The organism is Gluconobacter sp., assembly GCF_047723935.1.
Lineage (GTDB): Bacteria > Pseudomonadota > Alphaproteobacteria > Acetobacterales > Acetobacteraceae > Gluconobacter.
The window spans coordinates 421,761-437,735 of the sequence record NZ_JBDOBO010000001.1 but is presented as its reverse complement, the minus strand read 5'-3'; the positions used below and the strand labels follow the sequence as shown (position 1 = coordinate 437,735).

Here is a 15,975-nt window from a genome sequence, read left to right as displayed (position 1 = left end):
CCGCTCCCGGTCAGTGAATGTCTGACGCATCCCCGTTGACGAGAACATTGGTCTGCCCGTTGGACGGGTGCCCAGCGTAGGTGAGGGGAAGATCTTCGCTGTGATAGGGCGCCGTAACAGGGGCGTTGAACTTCACTGGCATACCGAAAATGCTGAAGTGGGATGGCAGGTTGTTTGTGCCATTGGTTTTCTGCTCAGCATTGGTGCCCGGCATTCCGACAGGAAGATGCGTTCGCACTTCGCCGCTGAAATTTGCGAGTCTTTCCTCGGAGTCTTCCACGGCAACATAGCCGTGCGGCGGCGGAGGAGCTCCACCGTCTGGCAGTGCAACCTGCTGGGCGGGCGTCAGGTTTTTCTCTGGCGGGTTGTTCAGCTGATGCGCTGTTGAGGGCGGGATCTGTGGCAGATCGGCCGTACTATGGCTACGATGGGCATGATGTGGAGCGGACAGGGCCGGTGCGGCTGCTGTCACAAGGAGGCTGGCTACCAGCGGGGCAGACAGGATCCAGCGGGAAAATGTTTTCATAATATGTCCTTCTCCACACCCGGCCGGGGCACCCGTCAAGCAGGGGGCTTTCGTGATGCGATATGAAACCTGCTATCGGGTAAACGGTTTCAGGTCTTACGAACAGGAGTTTTGATCGTCATGACCGTAGAGAATGGCTCGCAGCTTCCGAGTAGCGAATTTGCATCACTGGCGCTGGACGGGGACTCGTTGGCCCAGCTTCAGTCCGTTCTGGAACGCGTCGAACAGGGGCGCGGTGTCCTTGTCCGTCTGGCGGATCTGATGGGAGGAGCCGTCGGGCAGGCAGCGCGACTCGGGATGAAAGGCCTCGGCCTTGCGCCCACAGTGCAGCAGAAAATTCAGAAGACGGCTGAAATCGCGATTGAACGTGCCTTCAATATCGCGATTGTCGGCATCAAGAATGACGTCCCGCTCGTTCGTGAACCGTGGCGTGAGAATGCCGGACAGGCTGCTGTTGCCGTGTCGGGCGCCGTCGGTGGCTTTGGTGGAATTTTCGGACTGGCCCCTGACGTCGGGTTCACAACCCTGACGATCATGCGGGAAATCGCGCGGATTGCCCGTGAAGAGGGTGAAGACCTGCGTGATGAGGGAACACGTCGCGCGTGCCTTGAAGTGTTTGCACTCAAAACTTTCCCTGCCCGTCAGGAAGAGGAAGATGGGGAGCTCGGATTCTTCTCTGCGCGCGCCTTGCTGCGTGGACGTCCGGTTGTGATGCTGATTTCCGAAGTGGCCTCTCATTATGGAATTGGCCTGTCGCGGAAGTTCGCGTTGCAGATGGTTCCTGTTGCGGGTGCGCTGTGTGGTGCCTCGCTTAACGCTGCCTTCCTCGCCCATTATCGCGCACTTGCGCGGGCGCATTTCACGATCCGTCGTCTGGAGCGTACTCATGGTCGCGCTGTTCACGAAGCTGCCATGGACATCCGCTCAGGTGCCGCATCGGAAACCTTTTCCTGATTTTTCAGGACGTTGAACGAAAGCTGGAAATATGATGCCGAGCAGTCTTGTCTGGCTGAGTTTCACACTGGTTCTGGCTGTCGTGCAGCTGTTTCTGACGTCAGCGGCCTGCCGCAGGCAGGATGGTGTGCAGTGGGCTACGAGTAACCGGGATGGCGAAGCCCCGCGATACACAGGCGTTGCCGCCAGAATGCGGCGGGCACAGGCAAATTTTCAGGAGACGCTCCCGATCTTTATCGGGGCAGTCCTTGTGGCCCATGTGGCCGGTCGGGACGGAAGTCTGGTGACCTGGGGAGCAGGCCTCTACTTCCTAGGGCGACTGGCTTATATTCCAGCTTATGCCCTGGGTCTGGGGAGCATCCGCAGTTTGATCTGGGGTGTGTCGATGATCGGGCTGTTTCTGGTTCTGGGCGGACTGATCTGACGATCAGCTTCGCTTGGGGCGAAGGCGCCAGAAGTCCAGCAGGCCCCAGAACACAATTCCTGCAAAACAGATTTTGACGAGTGCCATCAGCAGGCCGTCAGCTTCAGGGAGCAGGAAACGTGCAAGCCCCAGCGGAATCAGACAAATCAGATAAACAAACGCTATAGGCAATGCGGTACTCCATTGAGATTGAAGTACCATGTACCACATCCGGGTACAGAAAGGTGAATATTCCCCTATGCGCGATGAGAAGCAGGAACCGGATGTCTGACATTACGCCTGAAATCCTGCTGGATGCTTACGCCTCGGGGATTTTCCCGATGGCCCCTGATCGGGACAGTGACGAGCTCAGCTGGTATTTTCCGGAAGAGCGGGGAGTACTTCCGCTCGACGCAATGATTGTTCCCCGGAAGCTGATGCGCACAATCCGGTCTGGCAAGGTTCAGGTTACGTCAGATCGGGCTTTTGGGGACGTCATGCTCGCATGTGCAGACCCTGCGCCGGGCCGGGAGGAGACGTGGATCAGCCCGAAAATCTGTGACCTCTATGGCGCTCTGCATCAGCGTGGTTTTGCACATTCGATCGAAGTCTGGGACGAAGGCGCCTTGGTAGGGGGGCTGTATGGCGTTGCCCTCGGCGGAGCATTTTTCGGGGAGAGCATGTTTTCCCGCCAGCGCGATGTTTCCAAGATTGCATTGGTCCATCTCGTTGCAGGATTGCGAAAGGGAGGGTATCGCCTTCTGGATACGCAATATACCACTCCCCATCTGACAACGCTTGGGGGCATCGGTATCCCGGCGGCAGATTATCTGGCGCTGCTGAACCAGGCTTTGACTGTCCGTACCATCTGGCCGGATGATTTCAGTCTGCACGCCCTGCGCGAGGACATCGCGTCTCTGCGCCCACATCCAGGAGAATCCTGATGATTTCATTCCTCCGGCGGCATCAGTCTGCTCTTCTCATTGGCCTGCTTCTCGCAGGCAGTGGCGGATCGGCTCTCGCTGATGACCATCCGAGACTGGCGCCCGCGCGTGATGCGACCGTGACATATCACCTGTCTGCTCCGGCCTCTCAGGGCGGCGATGTGAAGGTCTATTTCTCAGGGTCGGGTGATCTGCTGCGGATCGACTCAGCAGATGGGCAAGGCATCACGATTCTGGACCGGCCGGGGCAGGTCGTGACGCTCGTGATGGTGCCGCGCAAACTGTACGCACATATTCGTCCCCAGCACGGACTGCATAATCCGTTCATGCTGGATCTGGGCATGAAGTACACCAAGGGCGGTAAAGAGACGATTGCCGGGGCCGTCTGTGATCATTGGGATATCCAGACAGCCCATGGCAAAGCTTCGGCCTGCGTGACGGATGATGGTGTCATTCTCGCCGAGGATGGTGTGGATGCCGATGGTGCCTCGGGCTCTATCCGCGCTGTAAGCCTGTCCTATGGGGATCTCCCTACCGCGACGTTCCAGCCCCCGGCTGGTTTCCAGGAAATCACGCCCCGAACAGCGTCTCACCGTCAGGGGGGAGTCAGTAATCAGGCGAATACTCAGACGCCGTCTCCTGTGCCGGAAGGTGGCGCTGCGGGCGATTCCAGTGTGCAGACGCCGGGCCATATTGCGGCTGAAGGGACCCCTGCGGAAACGTCAGGCCCCGCAGGGCCAGCGCTTTTTCCGGGGCAGATTGCGCCGTCGCAGGATACAACCCAGCCATCTGTTCCTAATGATTCGGCTGGTGACGGAACGGTCTCATCGCCTGATCAGCCGCCAAGCGGACCAGTAAACGGTGGCATGAAAGAATGAAGCGTATTTCTCTGGCCGCCGCCTTTACGTTGGCTGTTCTCGTAGCCGGCGCAGCGAACGCTGCTGACACCATGACGGCCCCTTTTGTCACACCGATGCACGATGCGGATATCGATTACGTTATGGTGGGGCCGGGAGGGCAGCATCTGCACCAGCGGATGCGCTGGAACTCGCAGATGTGGCGTCAGCGCGTTGATCCGGAAGGGGCTTCAACGGTCATGCTGACGGATTACCGGCTTCATCGTCTGATGGTTCTGGATACGGCTCTGAAAACTGCCACGGTCACCGAGGCCCCGGGCGAATCGTTTTCCGCTCCGGGAACACCTGCGCCAGGGGCGTGGAAACAGGTCGGTCCGGCCACAATTGCTGGTGAGCCGTGCGTCATCTGGGAAGCTGCGGACACCGACAACAAGCCCACAGACTTCTGTTACACGGCGGATGGTCTGCTGCTCGGCGCGACCCAGAGCGGGCGGCTTGTGGTACAGGCTGCCTCGGTAAATCGAGTGTCTCAGTCAGCAGAACTCTTTGATCCACCAGCCGGTTATCACCGGATTGACCCGAAGCACTGAGAGCGGCGGGCAATAGTCATAATTTGAGAAAATCTTGCCATGATTGTTGCCTTTTCCTGCCATTTTCGTGTGGCAGATTTCTTCTCACAGGGCGGGCAGGATCTCTTCTGATCCCCCGTCTGACGTAATGAGGAGATTTGCCATGCGTCGCATCACCCGTGCAGCCCTTCTGGCTGCGCCCCTGCTGATCGGCACGGCAGTAGTTGCCCCGAATGCCGTAGTTCCCGCCGCTGAAGCTCATTGGCATGGCGGATATGGCGGTCCCGGATACGGTGGCCCTGGGCGTGGATATTATGGCCCGGGACCGGGCTGGCATCGTGGCGGTCATCGTGGAAATACCGGTGCCGTCGTTGGTGGCATTCTAGGCGGTCTGGCGATCGGTGCCGTTGGTGGCGCCATGCTGAGCAACTCTTATGGTCCGCCACCGCCGCCGGTCGTGTATGTCCCGCCGCCACGTGTGGTTTATGCGCCACCGCCGCCGGTCGTTTATGCTCCGCCGCCGCCAGTTGTGGTTTATCCGCAATACTGAGCCCTTTTTACCCTTCGTCCGCCTTGATCGGGCGAAGGGTGTCAGGCAATCATGGTGCCTATGACAGATCATGCTCTTCAGGTGGGCGACCAGGCCCCTGCGTTTTCGCTTCCCGTCTCGGGCGGCGGTACCGTCAGCAGCGATGCGCTGAAGGGTAAGCCATATCTGCTTTATTTCTATCCGAAAGCTGACACGCCCGGCTGTACGACGCAGGCCTGCTCCATTCAGGAGAACCTGCCGTCTTTTGACAGTGAAGGCCTCACCATTATCGGTGTCAGCCCGGATGCCGTCTCAAAAATCCAGCGCTTTGCTGCAAAGTACTCACTGACGTTCCCGTTGGCGTCGGATGAAGACCATGTGGTGGCTGAGGCCTATGGTACGTGGGTTGAGAAATCCATGTATGGCCGCACCTACATGGGCATGGAGCGCAGTTCCTTTCTGGTGGATGGGAGCGGCGTAATCCGTCACATCTGGCGCAAAGTTAAGCCTGCTGAGCACTCTGCCCTTGTGGCAGAAGCGTTCCGGAGCCTGACCTCAGGGGCCTGAGAGCCTCTCCAGCCATCTCTTTCACAGACAGGGAGAACGCCGGAGGCTTCCCGGCAAACCAGTCATGGCCCTGCCTGATCCTTACACACCTGGCCCGTTTCATTTGCCCCGTCATCTGCATGTTGCACGGTGGGCCTGCATTGCCTTTGTCGCTCCCGTCGCCGTGGCCGGCGCGCTGTCGGCTGTCCTGTTGTGGAAGCTGGCACATGGGCCAGTCGATATCACAGCAGTTTCACGTCTCATTGAACCGGTGTCTGTCGTCGCAGGCAAAAAGCCGGGGCATCCCGCCGGGCGCCTTTCGTGGTCCCGGCTGCGTGTTCAATGGCAACCAAGCTCCGGCGGTATTTCTGCGGGGCTGATGCTTGAAGCGCGCGGGCTGACGGTCGCCCGGCTGGATGGTACACCTGCCGAACAGGCCGGTGAGGCCGATACGGTTCTGGCACTTGCGCCGCTTCTGCAGGGCATCATCGCCCCGCGCAGATTGCGCCTGCAGGATGTCACGCTGGTTCTGCGTCGTCAGCCGAATGGCGATGTCGATCTGGATCTGCCCTCCCAGAAACACGGCGGCCGCGGTGTTCCGACACAGATGGACAGACTGGCGGCCCTGGACCTTAAGAACGTCAGCATTACGCTGCTGGGGCTTCCCAATGGACAACGACTGCTATTGGGGCCGATTGAAGCACACGGGCAGCGGCTGAAAGTCGCTGCTGCGTCTCATGATTACCTATGGAATGGTTGGTGGCGCAGTTCCGTGCGCGTTGGATCATTCCAGACGCTTCTGACGGCAAAAGGCGGACAGACCTCCGCTACCACTGGCCAGTGGCATCTGACGTCCACGACGTTCAGACCGTCCGGGTTGAATATGTTCGCTCCAACTCTGGCGGCATGGGACGTCCCGCTGACCGTTGGCGCGGATATTCATGTCGTGCCTCATGGCATGGGAGAGCTTCCAGCCAGCATTGAGATGCAGGTTGCCCTTGGAGCCGGGCATGTTGCGCAGAAAGAAGCGCTGCCCGTTGATCTGCGTGACGGCAAGGCGTCCCTTCATCTGGTTATGGCAAAACCTGGCACAGAGGGGGCCGCAAGGCTTTCCGTTCCTGACTGTTCGCTGACGATTGCTGATACCAATAATGCCCTGACGCACCTTCATGCGACCGCTGATCTGACCGTCAATGATCTCCAGCATATTCACGTGCTGGATGGAGATGCGACGGCCAGTCTTGATGGGTTTGATTTTGCGACGCTCGGGAGCGTTTGGCCTGCTGGTATCATCAGGGGCGGGCGGAAATGGATCGCTGCTAACATCACCAGCGGGCAGGGCCGGGACCTGATGGTTCGAACCCATCTTCATACGAGCGATGGGCTGTCGCACATCCTCCCCACCAGCATGGATGGCCAGTTGCTGGGCCATGACCTGACCGTGCACTGGCTGCGGCCTGTGCCGCCCGCGACGGGTATCGATGCACGTCTCGGGTTTGATGGATTTGATACGCTGGTTCTTGATCTGGAGCATGGTCAGCAGGCCACGCCAGATGGAATCATCAGCATCCCTGACGGTCAGGTGCGCATTGGTAATCTGTATGAGAAAGGCCCGACGACAGGGGATATCAAGACCCATCTTCAGGGATCGGTCGCGGCTTTTCGGGATATTCTCTCTCATCCCAGGCTGCATCTTCTGTCACGGCATCCGCTTCCGTTCACGGAGCCTTCCGGGACTATTGATGCTCAGGCTCGGCTAACGCTGCCGCTGACGGCGCGTCTCAAAAACAGTGACATTCATGTTCAGGCCAAAGCCTCGTTTGCCAACGTGCATCTTGGCAATGTCTTGATGGGGCGGCCTGTTGATGGAGCGTCCGGCACACTCGGAGCGACGGAAAACGGCCTGAACCTGACAGGGGATGGGCGGTTGTCGGGCATTCCTGTCCATGTCGCGCTGGATGAAAATTTCCAGCAGGGAGCGCCGGGACGTGTGTTGCAGGATATTCGTGCAACGGCGCTTCTGGATCCCCTGTCTGCAGTGAAGTCGCATCTTGTGCCAGCGGGTTTGTTTACCGGCCATGCCACGCTTTCAGCGCATTACATAGAGCATGCCGATACGCTTGCGGATCTTGCTCTTTCCCTGAACATGGAGAAGGCCGGAATTACTGTTCCGGTCTGGACCAAGCCTGAAGGTGAGGCAGCTGTCGCGTCTGCCCATATTGGCTTCCGGGGCCATGACATGGTGGCGCTGGATGGGTTGCAGGCGCATGGCCAGACACTTTCTGTCGCTGGCCGTGGTGTGACGCAGGGAGGGCGGCTCAACGATATTATCATTGAAGGCTTTCGTCTGGGCCGGAGTGAGGGTGATGCGCAGATCACCTTGCCCAAGGAACCATCTTCTCCCATTCAGATCATTCTGAATGCTGATCCGCTGGATCTTGCGCCGCTTTTTGACCCGGAATCCCGCAAGGCATCTCGCGATGCGGCTGCGATTGCTACGCGTGAAGCTGGAAGCTCGTCTGACAAGACCGCTAGTGCCGGAGATGCGTGGTCCATCGATCTGCACGCCCCGCGGGTCTATTTTGGTCCTAAAGGGCTGGTTGGGGGCGTCGTGTCGCATATCGAGCTGCGAAATGGCAGCCTGACATCCGGACGATTTGCACTGGATGCCCCGTCGCGTGTGAGAGCCGTTCTGGCGGATACAGGCCGGAGGCAGCCCTTCGTTCTGGATGTGGACAATCTGGGAGCACTGCTGAAAGGGCTGGGCTTATATGATCGGATCGGCGGTGGCGCGGCACATCTGGATGGGAATTTCCTGCGCGAGAAAGCTGGCACGTCGGGCCTTGGGCTGGGACTTCCGCCTTTCCGGGGGCAACTGGAAATCGGGCCGTTCCAGTTCCTTCAGCCGCCCTTTACCCTGACAGCCGTTTCTGATCTTTCCCCGCTGCACTGGTCGCAAAGCCGCACGGATCGTTTTAGCGTAAGCCACGTGTCCACAAAGATTGCTCTGGAAGGGCGAAAGCTCGTCCTGCGCGATGGAACAATTGGTAATCAGGCTCTTGGCGCCACTGTAGAAGGGCCGGTGGATCTGGATACGTCAGCGTTGGCTCTGCATGGCACTATTGTGCCACTCTTTGGCCTGAACGCGCTGCCGGGGAAGCTGCCGGGGATCGGGCATATTCTGGCGCCAGAGAAGGGCGGCGGTGTATTGGCCGCGACATTTGATGTGACGGGTGTTGTTGGTCAGCCTGAGTTGACCGTCAATCCGCTTTCCATGCTTCTTCCTGGAGCTTTGCGGAAAATTCTCCAGTAGTCGCTCTTCCTTAAAGTCACAGCTGTTCCGAAATATGTACGGGAGTTCTATGATCGTTCCCGTATCAGGAGGCAGCCATGGCGGACATGACAGATCTGTTCGGGACAAATCCCGGACCTGCGGGGCGCGAGCCGCCGTCCCGTGGGAACACGCAGTCTGCTCGGCAGCCTTCACCGCCCCGCCCTATTGAGGCGCCAAAAATACCCGCTCGTTCGCCTTCACGGACGCAGCCCCTTGCAGATCGTCTGCGCCCGAAAACACTGGAAGAGGTGCGCGGCCAGGATCATCTGCTGGGGCCAGAAGGTACTCTGACGCGAATGCTTGCGCGGGGCACGTTGTCCAGCCTCATCCTGTGGGGCGGTCCCGGCTGCGGCAAAACGACCATTGCGCGCCTGCTGGCAGGCAAAGCCAATCTTCATTATGCACAGATTTCGGCTGTTTTTTCTGGTGTTGCTGAACTGCGCAAAGCCTTTGAAGAGGCAGATCGGCGTCAGGACGTAACAGGTCGTGGCACGTTGCTTTTCGTGGACGAAATCCATCGGTTCAACCGGGCGCAGCAGGATGGATTCCTGCCGTATGTCGAGCGCGGGACGGTTGTGCTGGTTGGGGCGACGACAGAGAATCCATCTTTTGCGCTGAACGCCGCGCTTTTATCCCGGTGTCAGGTTCTGGTGCTGAACCGGTTGGACGATGCCAGTCTGGAAGCGTTGCTGACGCATGCGGAAAAAGACGTAGGCCATCGCCTGACGCTGGATCGGGAAGCGCGTGCCAGCCTTCGGGCAATGGCGGATGGTGACGGACGCTACCTGTTGAACATGGTGGAGCAGCTGGTTGTTCTGGACCCTGACAGGGAACTGACCCCGAAAGATCTTGCGGCTCTCCTGTCCCGACGGGCCATTCTGTATGACCGTGACCGGGAAGAGCATTACAATCTCATTTCTGCACTGCACAAATCCCTGCGGGGGAGCGATCCGGATGCAGGACTGTATTGGTTCGCCCGGATGCTCGAAGGTGGCGAAGATCCGCGGTATATCGCCCGTCGCCTGACCCGGTTTGCAGCGGAAGACGTCGGGCAGGCGGACCCAAACGCTCTACCGATGGCCGTAGCCGCCTGGCAGACCTATGAGCGGCTGGGGTCGCCGGAAGGTGAACTGGCGCTGGCGCAGGTCGTGGTTCATCTGGCGACGGCGCCCAAGTCGAATGCCGTATATATGGCTTACAAGGCCGCACGGAAGCTGGCCCGTGAGACCGGAAGCCGCATGCCGCCGTCTCATATTCTCAATGCCCCGACGACGTTGATGAAAGACATTGGCTACGGGAAGGGCTACGAGTACGACCATGATTCCGAAGACGCATTTTCGGGACAAAATTATTTCCCGGAGGGCATGGAGCGGGTCTCGCTCTATCAGCCGACAGACCGGGGTTACGAGGGCCGTATCAGAAAACTTCTGGACATACGGGCCGCCAAAAGGGCATCCCGCGATCCATGAAAGTTTCCAACCGCATTGTAACCGAAGACGAAGCCGATCTGCGCCTCGACCGCTGGTTCAGACGTCACTACCCTAATCTCACTCAGGGCGCGCTCCAGAAGCTGTGCCGTAAAGGCCAGATCCGCGTTGATGGTGGCCGGGTCCAGAGCAACGCACGTCTTGCTCCTGGGCAGAGCGTGCGTATTCCGCCGCTGCCGGACATGACCCGTCAGGCCCCGCTGCCGCCGCCAGATCCGATGCTGGTGCGCGAAATCGAGAAGATGGTGATCTATCAGGATGATCATCTTCTAGTGCTGGACAAGCCATCTGGTCTGGCTACGCAAGGTGGCCCGGGTATCACCAAGCATGTGGACATGATGCTGGACGGCCTGCGCAAGGAAGACGAAGACCGTCCGCGCCTTGTGCACCGGATTGACCGGGATACGTCCGGTATTCTCCTGATCGCGCGTACGCCCGGTGTGGCTGCCAAGCTGGCAGCAGCATTCCGTGGGCGTGATGTTGGCAAGACCTACTGGGCGATTGTTGTCGGTCGTCCGGCGCAGGCGTCTGGCATTATTGACCAGCCTCTGGCCAAAATCGGTGCGGGTGGTGCTGCGCTTGTCGTGGCGGCTTCCCGCGGTGAAGAAGATGCGGTTTCTGCCAAGAGCGAATACGAGACGATCGACGCTGCGGGAAAGAAGTTCTCCTGGCTCGGCCTGTCTCCGCTGACGGGACGGACGCATCAGCTTCGTGTGCATTGTGAGTCTCTGGGCACGCCGATTGTGGGTGATCCGCGCTACGGTGGGAAAACGGCTCATCCGGAAGGCTTTATCGACAAGCTGCATCTGCATGCCCGTCAGCTGGATATTCCCCATCCGGCGGGTGGTCGTCTGATCGTGACGGCACCACTGCCGCCGCATATGCGTGAAACGTTCCGTTCACTTGGGTTCGTGCCGGGCGATACACCTGCGCCGAAGCGCATCAAGGGAAGCAGAGGGCCTGCAAAATGAGGAAACTCACTGGCGCGCTCATCGGGGTCATCGTTGCCTTCGTGGGCGTCAGCATTGCTGCACATGAGCTGATTGATCAGGATGCGCTGCGCCAGCGTGTGGCCGAGGCTCTGAAAAAAGAGACGGGTCTTTCGATGGTGGTGAAAAGCTCCACCATCCAGATCCTGCCATGGCCATCTTTTGAGGCGCGCAATCTGGTGTTGCAGCGCCCAGGCCAGGCTCCGGTGTTTCAGGCCAGGACCGTGCATGCGGGTCTTTCTGTTCTTGCGCTTCTTCACCGCGAGGTTCGCTTTCAGGACTTCGTAGTGGATGGCGCCACGCTCTCGCTGGAGCGCGATGCGGACGGGAATGCCAACTGGACGTTCAGTCAGCCGTCGCGTTCAGACGCAGGTGGCGCAGAGGCCCCGTTGCCGGTTCGACAGCATGTTGGTGAGCGTGTGCAGGCTCACTGGGATCTTTCTCTGGATGCATTGCATCTGACGAACAGCACAGTGAACTGGCGCGATCAGGCTCAGAAAATGAGCGGTAGCTTCCAGATTGGCACGATGGATCTGGCTGGTCTGCGAAGCCAAAGCCCCTGGATCAATTTGCAGGGGAGCCACGGCGGAACCCCCTTCACGGTGCAGGGGCATGTGGGTGATCTGGCGCTTCTGCGCTCTGGCGCAAAGCCATGGACTTTCAGCCTGGGTTCGACGCTTGGAACGGATGCCAAGCGTGACTGGCTGAATGTGGACGGTCAGATTCATGATGCATCGAATCTGCGCGGCCTCGTTCTGACTGCGCAGGGAGAATGGCCTAATCTGCAGGATGCTCATCGCCTGTTTCCTCATGCCAGCTTGCCTGACATGCGTGGGCTTGGCGGAGACATCACGGTGCAGGGTGATGCCGGGCAGGTGGCAAATGCGACCTGGACCGAGAAGGCGCGGGCCTTACTGGCGAGTCTGGCACCCAGCCGCATTCATCTGCATGTTGCGGGTCTGACGGTTCGTGGAACAGCGGTGAGTAATCTCCACCTTGATGCTGATGCAGCATCTGCGCCGCTTTCCGTGGCGGCAGATGTGCTGTGGCGCGATACGGGCTGGAGAATTCTTGGTAAAGCCGGGACCCTCGAACAGGTTGATCTCGCAAGACGTGATCATTTCCATACGGAAGTGCCTGTCGAGGCTGAACTGCGGTCCATGCCGCTGTCTCTGTCCACCGCCTTGAATGTTGAAGGCGCGACGCCGCCCATTAATGCTCAGGATGATGCCAGAGTAACGGTGTCCGGCACTGTAGGAGCCGAGAAGAGTCATCTTGTGGTGCAGGGCGGGGCTAAAGCGCTTCACCTGCCGCGCGTTCTTTTGCATGACGTTTCGCTTCAGGGCACGGTCAGCAGCAAAGGGCTGAGTGAAGCCACGCTGGATGATATGGCTTTCAAGAGCCGCGAGGCAGACTTTGATGGCGCCCTTCATCTTCTGACTGATGAAAACTCTACGCCGCTCCTCAACGGGCATCTGCACGCAACCCAGCTTGATCTCGATGCGCTGAGAGATGTCTGGCTGAAGGATGCGAAAGCTGCTCAGCAGCCTGCGAAAGCTCCGCCTGCGACCATTCCGGGAGCGACGGGGACCGTAGAAAAAGCGGCGACACAGCCTGTTCAGATGCAGGATCAGTCTTCTGTTCCCGCCGTGTCTGACGCAGGTGTTGTGGAAAACGCGGCTGTGCCTTCATGGGTCAAGCGTCTGCGAGCCCAGGACCTTGACCTTCATCTGACGCTCGACCGGGTTGTGTTCTATGGACATGACTACACAAACCTGGCCACACACCTGACCCTGTCAGACGGTCATCTGCGCCTTGAGCCGATTTCCGGACAAGGGCAGGGACTGACCCTATCGGGACAGGCAGATCTGGATGCATCCCATCTGCCGGTCACAACTCATTTGACGTTCCAGCCTTTGGTACTACCGATCGGTCTTCTGGAAGAGGGCCTGGGGCTGCCATTGCTGCTTCAGGGGCCAGTCCAGCTTGTGGGGGAAGTGTCAGGTCAGGGCCAGACGGCTGAGGATCTGCGGCAGTCTTTGAACGGGCATCTGGGCGTCTCCATGGTAGACGGAAAAGTCGACAGCCAGATCCTAGGCCGCATTGCTGGGTCAGGCGCGGATTCCCTTCTGGGAAGCGGAGTGCGGCCGCTGCGTTGTATTGGTCTGCACATGGCGCTTGCTAACGATACAGCCACGCTGGACACGATTGGCCTCCAGTCCGGCCGGTTCTCTACGGCTGGGCATGGTGAGGTCCGTCTGGGATCACAGGAACTCCAGTTGCATCTCGTGCCCAGTATCGACTTCGAAGGTGCCGGTGCTTCCACCCCTGTTATCGTAACGGGCACCTTGTCTGCGCCACAGGCGAAGCAGGACAGGGATGCCGGTGGCCGATTCCAGCTTTCGATTGGTGGCGAAGCCCCGGCTGACCCATGCACAGCCGCGCTTGCGGCTGCCCGCGAAGGGCAGGCTGGACCGCCGCCGTCCGAGCAGTCTCATCATCATAACAAAGCGGGTGACATTCTGCGCGCGCTGGGAGTTCTCCATTGAGCAGCCGCAAACGATTCTGGCAGAGCGTTTCAGTCGGGGAGCGCGACGGGTTATTCTCTCCTGAGTTGGACGGGCGGCCCATCCGGCTTCCTCAGGGAACTGTACTGGCTGTTGCCTCGCAGTCTCTGGCGCAGGCGATTGCGGCAGAATGGGAGGCTATTCCAAAGGATGCCTCCTTTACGCCTGAACAGCTCTCCATGACCCGCGTTGCCGGAACCATGATCGAGCGGATTCGCCCGGATCTGATTGAGGCGCGGGAAGTGCTTTTGCGATTGGGTCTGGATGACGGGCTCTGCTATCGCAAAGGACCAGCCGATTCGACAGCTGAGCGTGTCTTTGCCTGGCTGGCGACGCAGGGCATTCGTCCGGAAGTAACAGACGGACTTATGCCTGTAACGCAGTCTGGCGATTACGTGACGGGGCTGGAGCGTCTGCTGTCTCAGCAAGGGGAAGCGGAACTTGCGGCATTGGGTGTGCTGACACAGGGTTTTGGAAGTCTTCTGCTGTCTCTGGCGCTGGTTTATGGCGCCATCAGCATGGAAGAGGCGACCTTTGTCGCAAATGCTGATGAACGGCAGCAGCTTCTGGTCTGGGGACAGGACGATGAGCTAATTCGCATCATGGCAATTCGGGAAAAAGATACGGCGGAAACCGTTCAGTTTCTAAAGTTGTCCCGAAACACCTGATTTCCCGGTTTAGGGCATGATCTTGCCATAATCGGGGCGCATCTGGCGCTGTGACAGAACGAGATGATTAGTGACTGGCTTCCAAGGGGAGTTATGGCGCAGTTTCCGCTCTGTCCTGCAATGTCAGAGTCGAGGAAGATATGTCGGTATCCGTCAGTCGTCCCATGCGTCACATGGGTACACGTCTTGTAGCAAAATGCTCCATGGGGGCATGGCTTCTGCTAGCTGCAACGCCGATTATTGTCGTGGTCTGCGCTATTCACGGTTGAGACGCGGCTGATTGGGCCTGAGAACCTGTCAGGCCTGTCGCTTTTGTTAGTGCGACAAGAAAAAAAGCCCACTCTCCGCTATGAGGAATGGGCTCTGGAATTTTCCTGAAAAGTAAACCTGGACGTTCAGGCGTCTCCGTTATCCGGCACCATAATGCTGACGGCAGCAGTCGCTGCAATCCCTTCTTCGCGGCCTGTGAAGCCGAGACGCTCGGACGTGGTGGCCTTCACGGAGATACGGCTGACATTCACCTGTAGCAGCTCTGCCAGACGGTCCTGCATCGCCTTGGCATGAGGGCCGATTTTCGGGCGTTCGCAGATCAGAGTGATGTCCGCGTTGACAAGGAAGCCGCCACGGGCACGGATACGTTCGCCAGCGTGGATGAGGAAGCGGGCGGAATCCATATCCTTCCACTCGTTGTCAGTCGGCGGGAAATGACGGCCAATGTCGCCCTCAGCCAGCGCGCCATAAATGGCGTCACAGAGCGTATGGATGCCGACATCGGCGTCTGAATGACCGGCCAGTCCCTTTGTATGGGGAATTTCAATGCCGCAGAGGATCAGCTTGCGGCCTTCCTCGAATGCGTGGACGTCATAGCCAAGCCCAACGCGGGGCAGCAGGTTACCGTCGATTACACCTTCAAGACGCATCAGATCCTCCGCAACTGTCAGTTTGATATTGTTGTCCGAGCCCTGAACGATGGCGACCGGATGGCCTGCATGTTCTAGCAATGCGGCATCATCGGTGCGGGCATCACGTTGGGTTCGGTGAAGTTCGAGCAGGGTCGGGAAGTGAAAGCCCTGCGGGGTCTGTGCGCGCCACAGGCCTTCACGGGAGACGGTATCGACAATGATACCGTTTTCCACCTTCTTGATCGTATCGCTGACCGCAACGGCAGGGATAACACCGGCATGGGCCTTCAGTGCTTCAATGACGTTCTGAACCACCTCGGGCGGCACGCAGGGGCGTGCTCCGTCATGGACAAGCACGAGATCCGGAGGCTCTGCCAGATTGGCGAGCGTTTCCAGTCCGTTGCGTACACTGTCATGACGCTCTGCACCGCCTGATACGGGTGGCAGAACATTCAGGTCAGCCAGACTGTCAGCCAGCAGCGGATCATCTCCTACGGGAAGCAGGATATCCACGTGTGGAAGCAGAGCTTCGGCGGCACGGCGGATGACGGGTTTCCCCCGGAGCATCCGGAATTGCTTGCTGGAGCTTTCACCTTCGGGCGAGCCAGTTGCAAAGCGCCGGCCACGACCGGCGGCGAGAAGAAGGGCAGCAATACGCATGCGCGCAGGAATGGGCTGCCGGGCGCGCAACGTCAAGGGT

Annotated in this window: 16 protein-coding genes; 13 read left to right on the top strand and 3 right to left on the bottom strand. The window is 59.0% G+C overall.

Annotated elements, in window-relative coordinates:
- Positions 1-10 precede the first annotated feature (10 nt).
- On the bottom strand, positions 11-526 hold the full coding sequence (locus tag ABF979_RS02020; RefSeq protein ID WP_202206396.1) for a hypothetical protein: 516 nt from the start codon (positions 524-526) through the stop codon (positions 11-13).
- A gap of 120 nt (positions 527-646) precedes the next feature.
- On the opposite strand from ABF979_RS02020, the gene ABF979_RS02015 reads away from it, so the two are divergent.
- Positions 647-1,480, top strand: coding sequence for an EcsC family protein (locus tag ABF979_RS02015; protein ID WP_415557509.1), 834 nt, complete (start codon positions 647-649; stop codon positions 1,478-1,480).
- Positions 1,481-1,511: 31 nt separating this feature from the next.
- A complete protein-coding gene (locus tag ABF979_RS02010; protein WP_232309097.1) occupies positions 1,512-1,904 on the top strand; it encodes an MAPEG family protein in 393 nt (130 codons plus the stop codon).
- Between the two features lie 3 nt (positions 1,905-1,907).
- Here the strand turns inward: ABF979_RS02010 and ABF979_RS02005 are convergent, their stop codons facing one another.
- Positions 1,908-2,105: a hypothetical protein gene (locus ABF979_RS02005; protein WP_415557508.1), complete on the bottom strand. Its 198-nt coding sequence runs from the start codon at positions 2,103-2,105 to the stop codon at positions 1,908-1,910.
- A 62-nt stretch (positions 2,106-2,167) separates the two neighbouring features.
- Here ABF979_RS02005 and aat point away from each other — a divergent pair, with 62 nt between their 5' ends.
- The 11 genes from aat to ABF979_RS01950 all read left to right on the top strand — a co-directional run bounded on the left by aat (position 2,168) and on the right by ABF979_RS01950 (position 14,642).
- Positions 2,168-2,827: a leucyl/phenylalanyl-tRNA--protein transferase gene (gene aat / locus ABF979_RS02000; RefSeq protein ID WP_415557507.1), complete on the top strand. Its 660-nt coding sequence runs from the start codon at positions 2,168-2,170 to the stop codon at positions 2,825-2,827.
- Positions 2,827-3,705, top strand: a complete 879-nt coding sequence (locus ABF979_RS01995; protein ID WP_415557506.1) for a hypothetical protein — start codon at positions 2,827-2,829, stop codon at positions 3,703-3,705. Before aat ends, ABF979_RS01995 begins: the two co-directional genes overlap by 1 nt.
- A complete protein-coding gene (locus tag ABF979_RS01990; protein WP_415557505.1) occupies positions 3,702-4,274 on the top strand; it encodes a hypothetical protein in 573 nt (190 codons plus the stop codon). Before ABF979_RS01995 ends, ABF979_RS01990 begins: the two co-directional genes overlap by 4 nt.
- Before the next feature lie 142 nt (positions 4,275-4,416).
- Entirely contained in the window at positions 4,417-4,803 is a 387-nt protein-coding gene (locus tag ABF979_RS01985) for a hypothetical protein (RefSeq protein ID WP_415557504.1), read from the top strand.
- A gap of 60 nt (positions 4,804-4,863) precedes the next feature.
- On the top strand, positions 4,864-5,349 hold the full coding sequence (gene bcp / locus ABF979_RS01980) for a thioredoxin-dependent thiol peroxidase (RefSeq protein ID WP_215749436.1): 486 nt from the start codon (positions 4,864-4,866) through the stop codon (positions 5,347-5,349).
- Between the two features lie 64 nt (positions 5,350-5,413).
- Entirely contained in the window at positions 5,414-8,641 is a 3,228-nt protein-coding gene (locus ABF979_RS01975; RefSeq protein WP_415557503.1) for an AsmA-like C-terminal region-containing protein, read from the top strand.
- 77 nt (positions 8,642-8,718) lie between these two features.
- A complete protein-coding gene (locus tag ABF979_RS01970; protein WP_415557502.1) occupies positions 8,719-10,131 on the top strand; it encodes a replication-associated recombination protein A in 1,413 nt (470 codons plus the stop codon).
- Positions 10,128-11,120, top strand: a complete 993-nt coding sequence (locus ABF979_RS01965; protein WP_086634390.1) for an RluA family pseudouridine synthase — start codon at positions 10,128-10,130, stop codon at positions 11,118-11,120. Before ABF979_RS01970 ends, ABF979_RS01965 begins: the two co-directional genes overlap by 4 nt.
- Positions 11,117-13,687, top strand: coding sequence for an AsmA family protein (locus tag ABF979_RS01960; protein WP_415557501.1), 2,571 nt, complete (start codon positions 11,117-11,119; stop codon positions 13,685-13,687). The genes ABF979_RS01965 and ABF979_RS01960 overlap by 4 nt, the downstream gene beginning before the upstream one ends.
- Positions 13,684-14,373, top strand: coding sequence for an ATP12 family protein (locus ABF979_RS01955; protein ID WP_415557500.1), 690 nt, complete (start codon positions 13,684-13,686; stop codon positions 14,371-14,373). The genes ABF979_RS01960 and ABF979_RS01955 overlap by 4 nt, the downstream gene beginning before the upstream one ends.
- Positions 14,374-14,513: 140 nt before the next feature.
- Entirely contained in the window at positions 14,514-14,642 is a 129-nt protein-coding gene (locus tag ABF979_RS01950; RefSeq protein ID WP_015072348.1) for a hypothetical protein, read from the top strand.
- 126 nt (positions 14,643-14,768) lie between these two features.
- On the opposite strand, the gene ABF979_RS01945 is transcribed toward ABF979_RS01950, so the two are convergent.
- Complete coding sequence (locus ABF979_RS01945) at positions 14,769-15,935, bottom strand: bifunctional 2-C-methyl-D-erythritol 4-phosphate cytidylyltransferase/2-C-methyl-D-erythritol 2,4-cyclodiphosphate synthase (RefSeq protein ID WP_415557544.1); 1,167 nt, start codon at positions 15,933-15,935, stop codon at positions 14,769-14,771.
- Positions 15,936-15,975: the final 40 nt, after the last annotated feature.

Coding starts and splice junctions, on each gene's coding strand:
- ABF979_RS02020 (WP_202206396.1), bottom strand. CDS start 526: ATGAAAACATTTTCCCGCTGGATCCTGTCTGCCCCGCTGGTAGCCAGC.
- ABF979_RS02015 (WP_415557509.1), top strand. CDS start 647: ATGACCGTAGAGAATGGCTCGCAGCTTCCGAGTAGCGAATTTGCATCA.
- ABF979_RS02010 (WP_232309097.1), top strand. CDS start 1,512: ATGATGCCGAGCAGTCTTGTCTGGCTGAGTTTCACACTGGTTCTGGCT.
- ABF979_RS02005 (WP_415557508.1), bottom strand. CDS start 2,105: ATGGTACTTCAATCTCAATGGAGTACCGCATTGCCTATAGCGTTTGTT.
- aat (WP_415557507.1), top strand. CDS start 2,168: ATGTCTGACATTACGCCTGAAATCCTGCTGGATGCTTACGCCTCGGGG.
- ABF979_RS01995 (WP_415557506.1), top strand. CDS start 2,827: ATGATTTCATTCCTCCGGCGGCATCAGTCTGCTCTTCTCATTGGCCTG.
- ABF979_RS01990 (WP_415557505.1), top strand. CDS start 3,702: ATGAAGCGTATTTCTCTGGCCGCCGCCTTTACGTTGGCTGTTCTCGTA.
- ABF979_RS01985 (WP_415557504.1), top strand. CDS start 4,417: ATGCGTCGCATCACCCGTGCAGCCCTTCTGGCTGCGCCCCTGCTGATC.
- bcp (WP_215749436.1), top strand. CDS start 4,864: ATGACAGATCATGCTCTTCAGGTGGGCGACCAGGCCCCTGCGTTTTCG.
- ABF979_RS01975 (WP_415557503.1), top strand. CDS start 5,414: ATGGCCCTGCCTGATCCTTACACACCTGGCCCGTTTCATTTGCCCCGT.
- ABF979_RS01970 (WP_415557502.1), top strand. CDS start 8,719: ATGGCGGACATGACAGATCTGTTCGGGACAAATCCCGGACCTGCGGGG.
- ABF979_RS01965 (WP_086634390.1), top strand. CDS start 10,128: ATGAAAGTTTCCAACCGCATTGTAACCGAAGACGAAGCCGATCTGCGC.
- ABF979_RS01960 (WP_415557501.1), top strand. CDS start 11,117: ATGAGGAAACTCACTGGCGCGCTCATCGGGGTCATCGTTGCCTTCGTG.
- ABF979_RS01950 (WP_015072348.1), top strand. CDS start 14,514: ATGTCGGTATCCGTCAGTCGTCCCATGCGTCACATGGGTACACGTCTT.
- ABF979_RS01945 (WP_415557544.1), bottom strand. CDS start 15,935: ATGCGTATTGCTGCCCTTCTTCTCGCCGCCGGTCGTGGCCGGCGCTTT.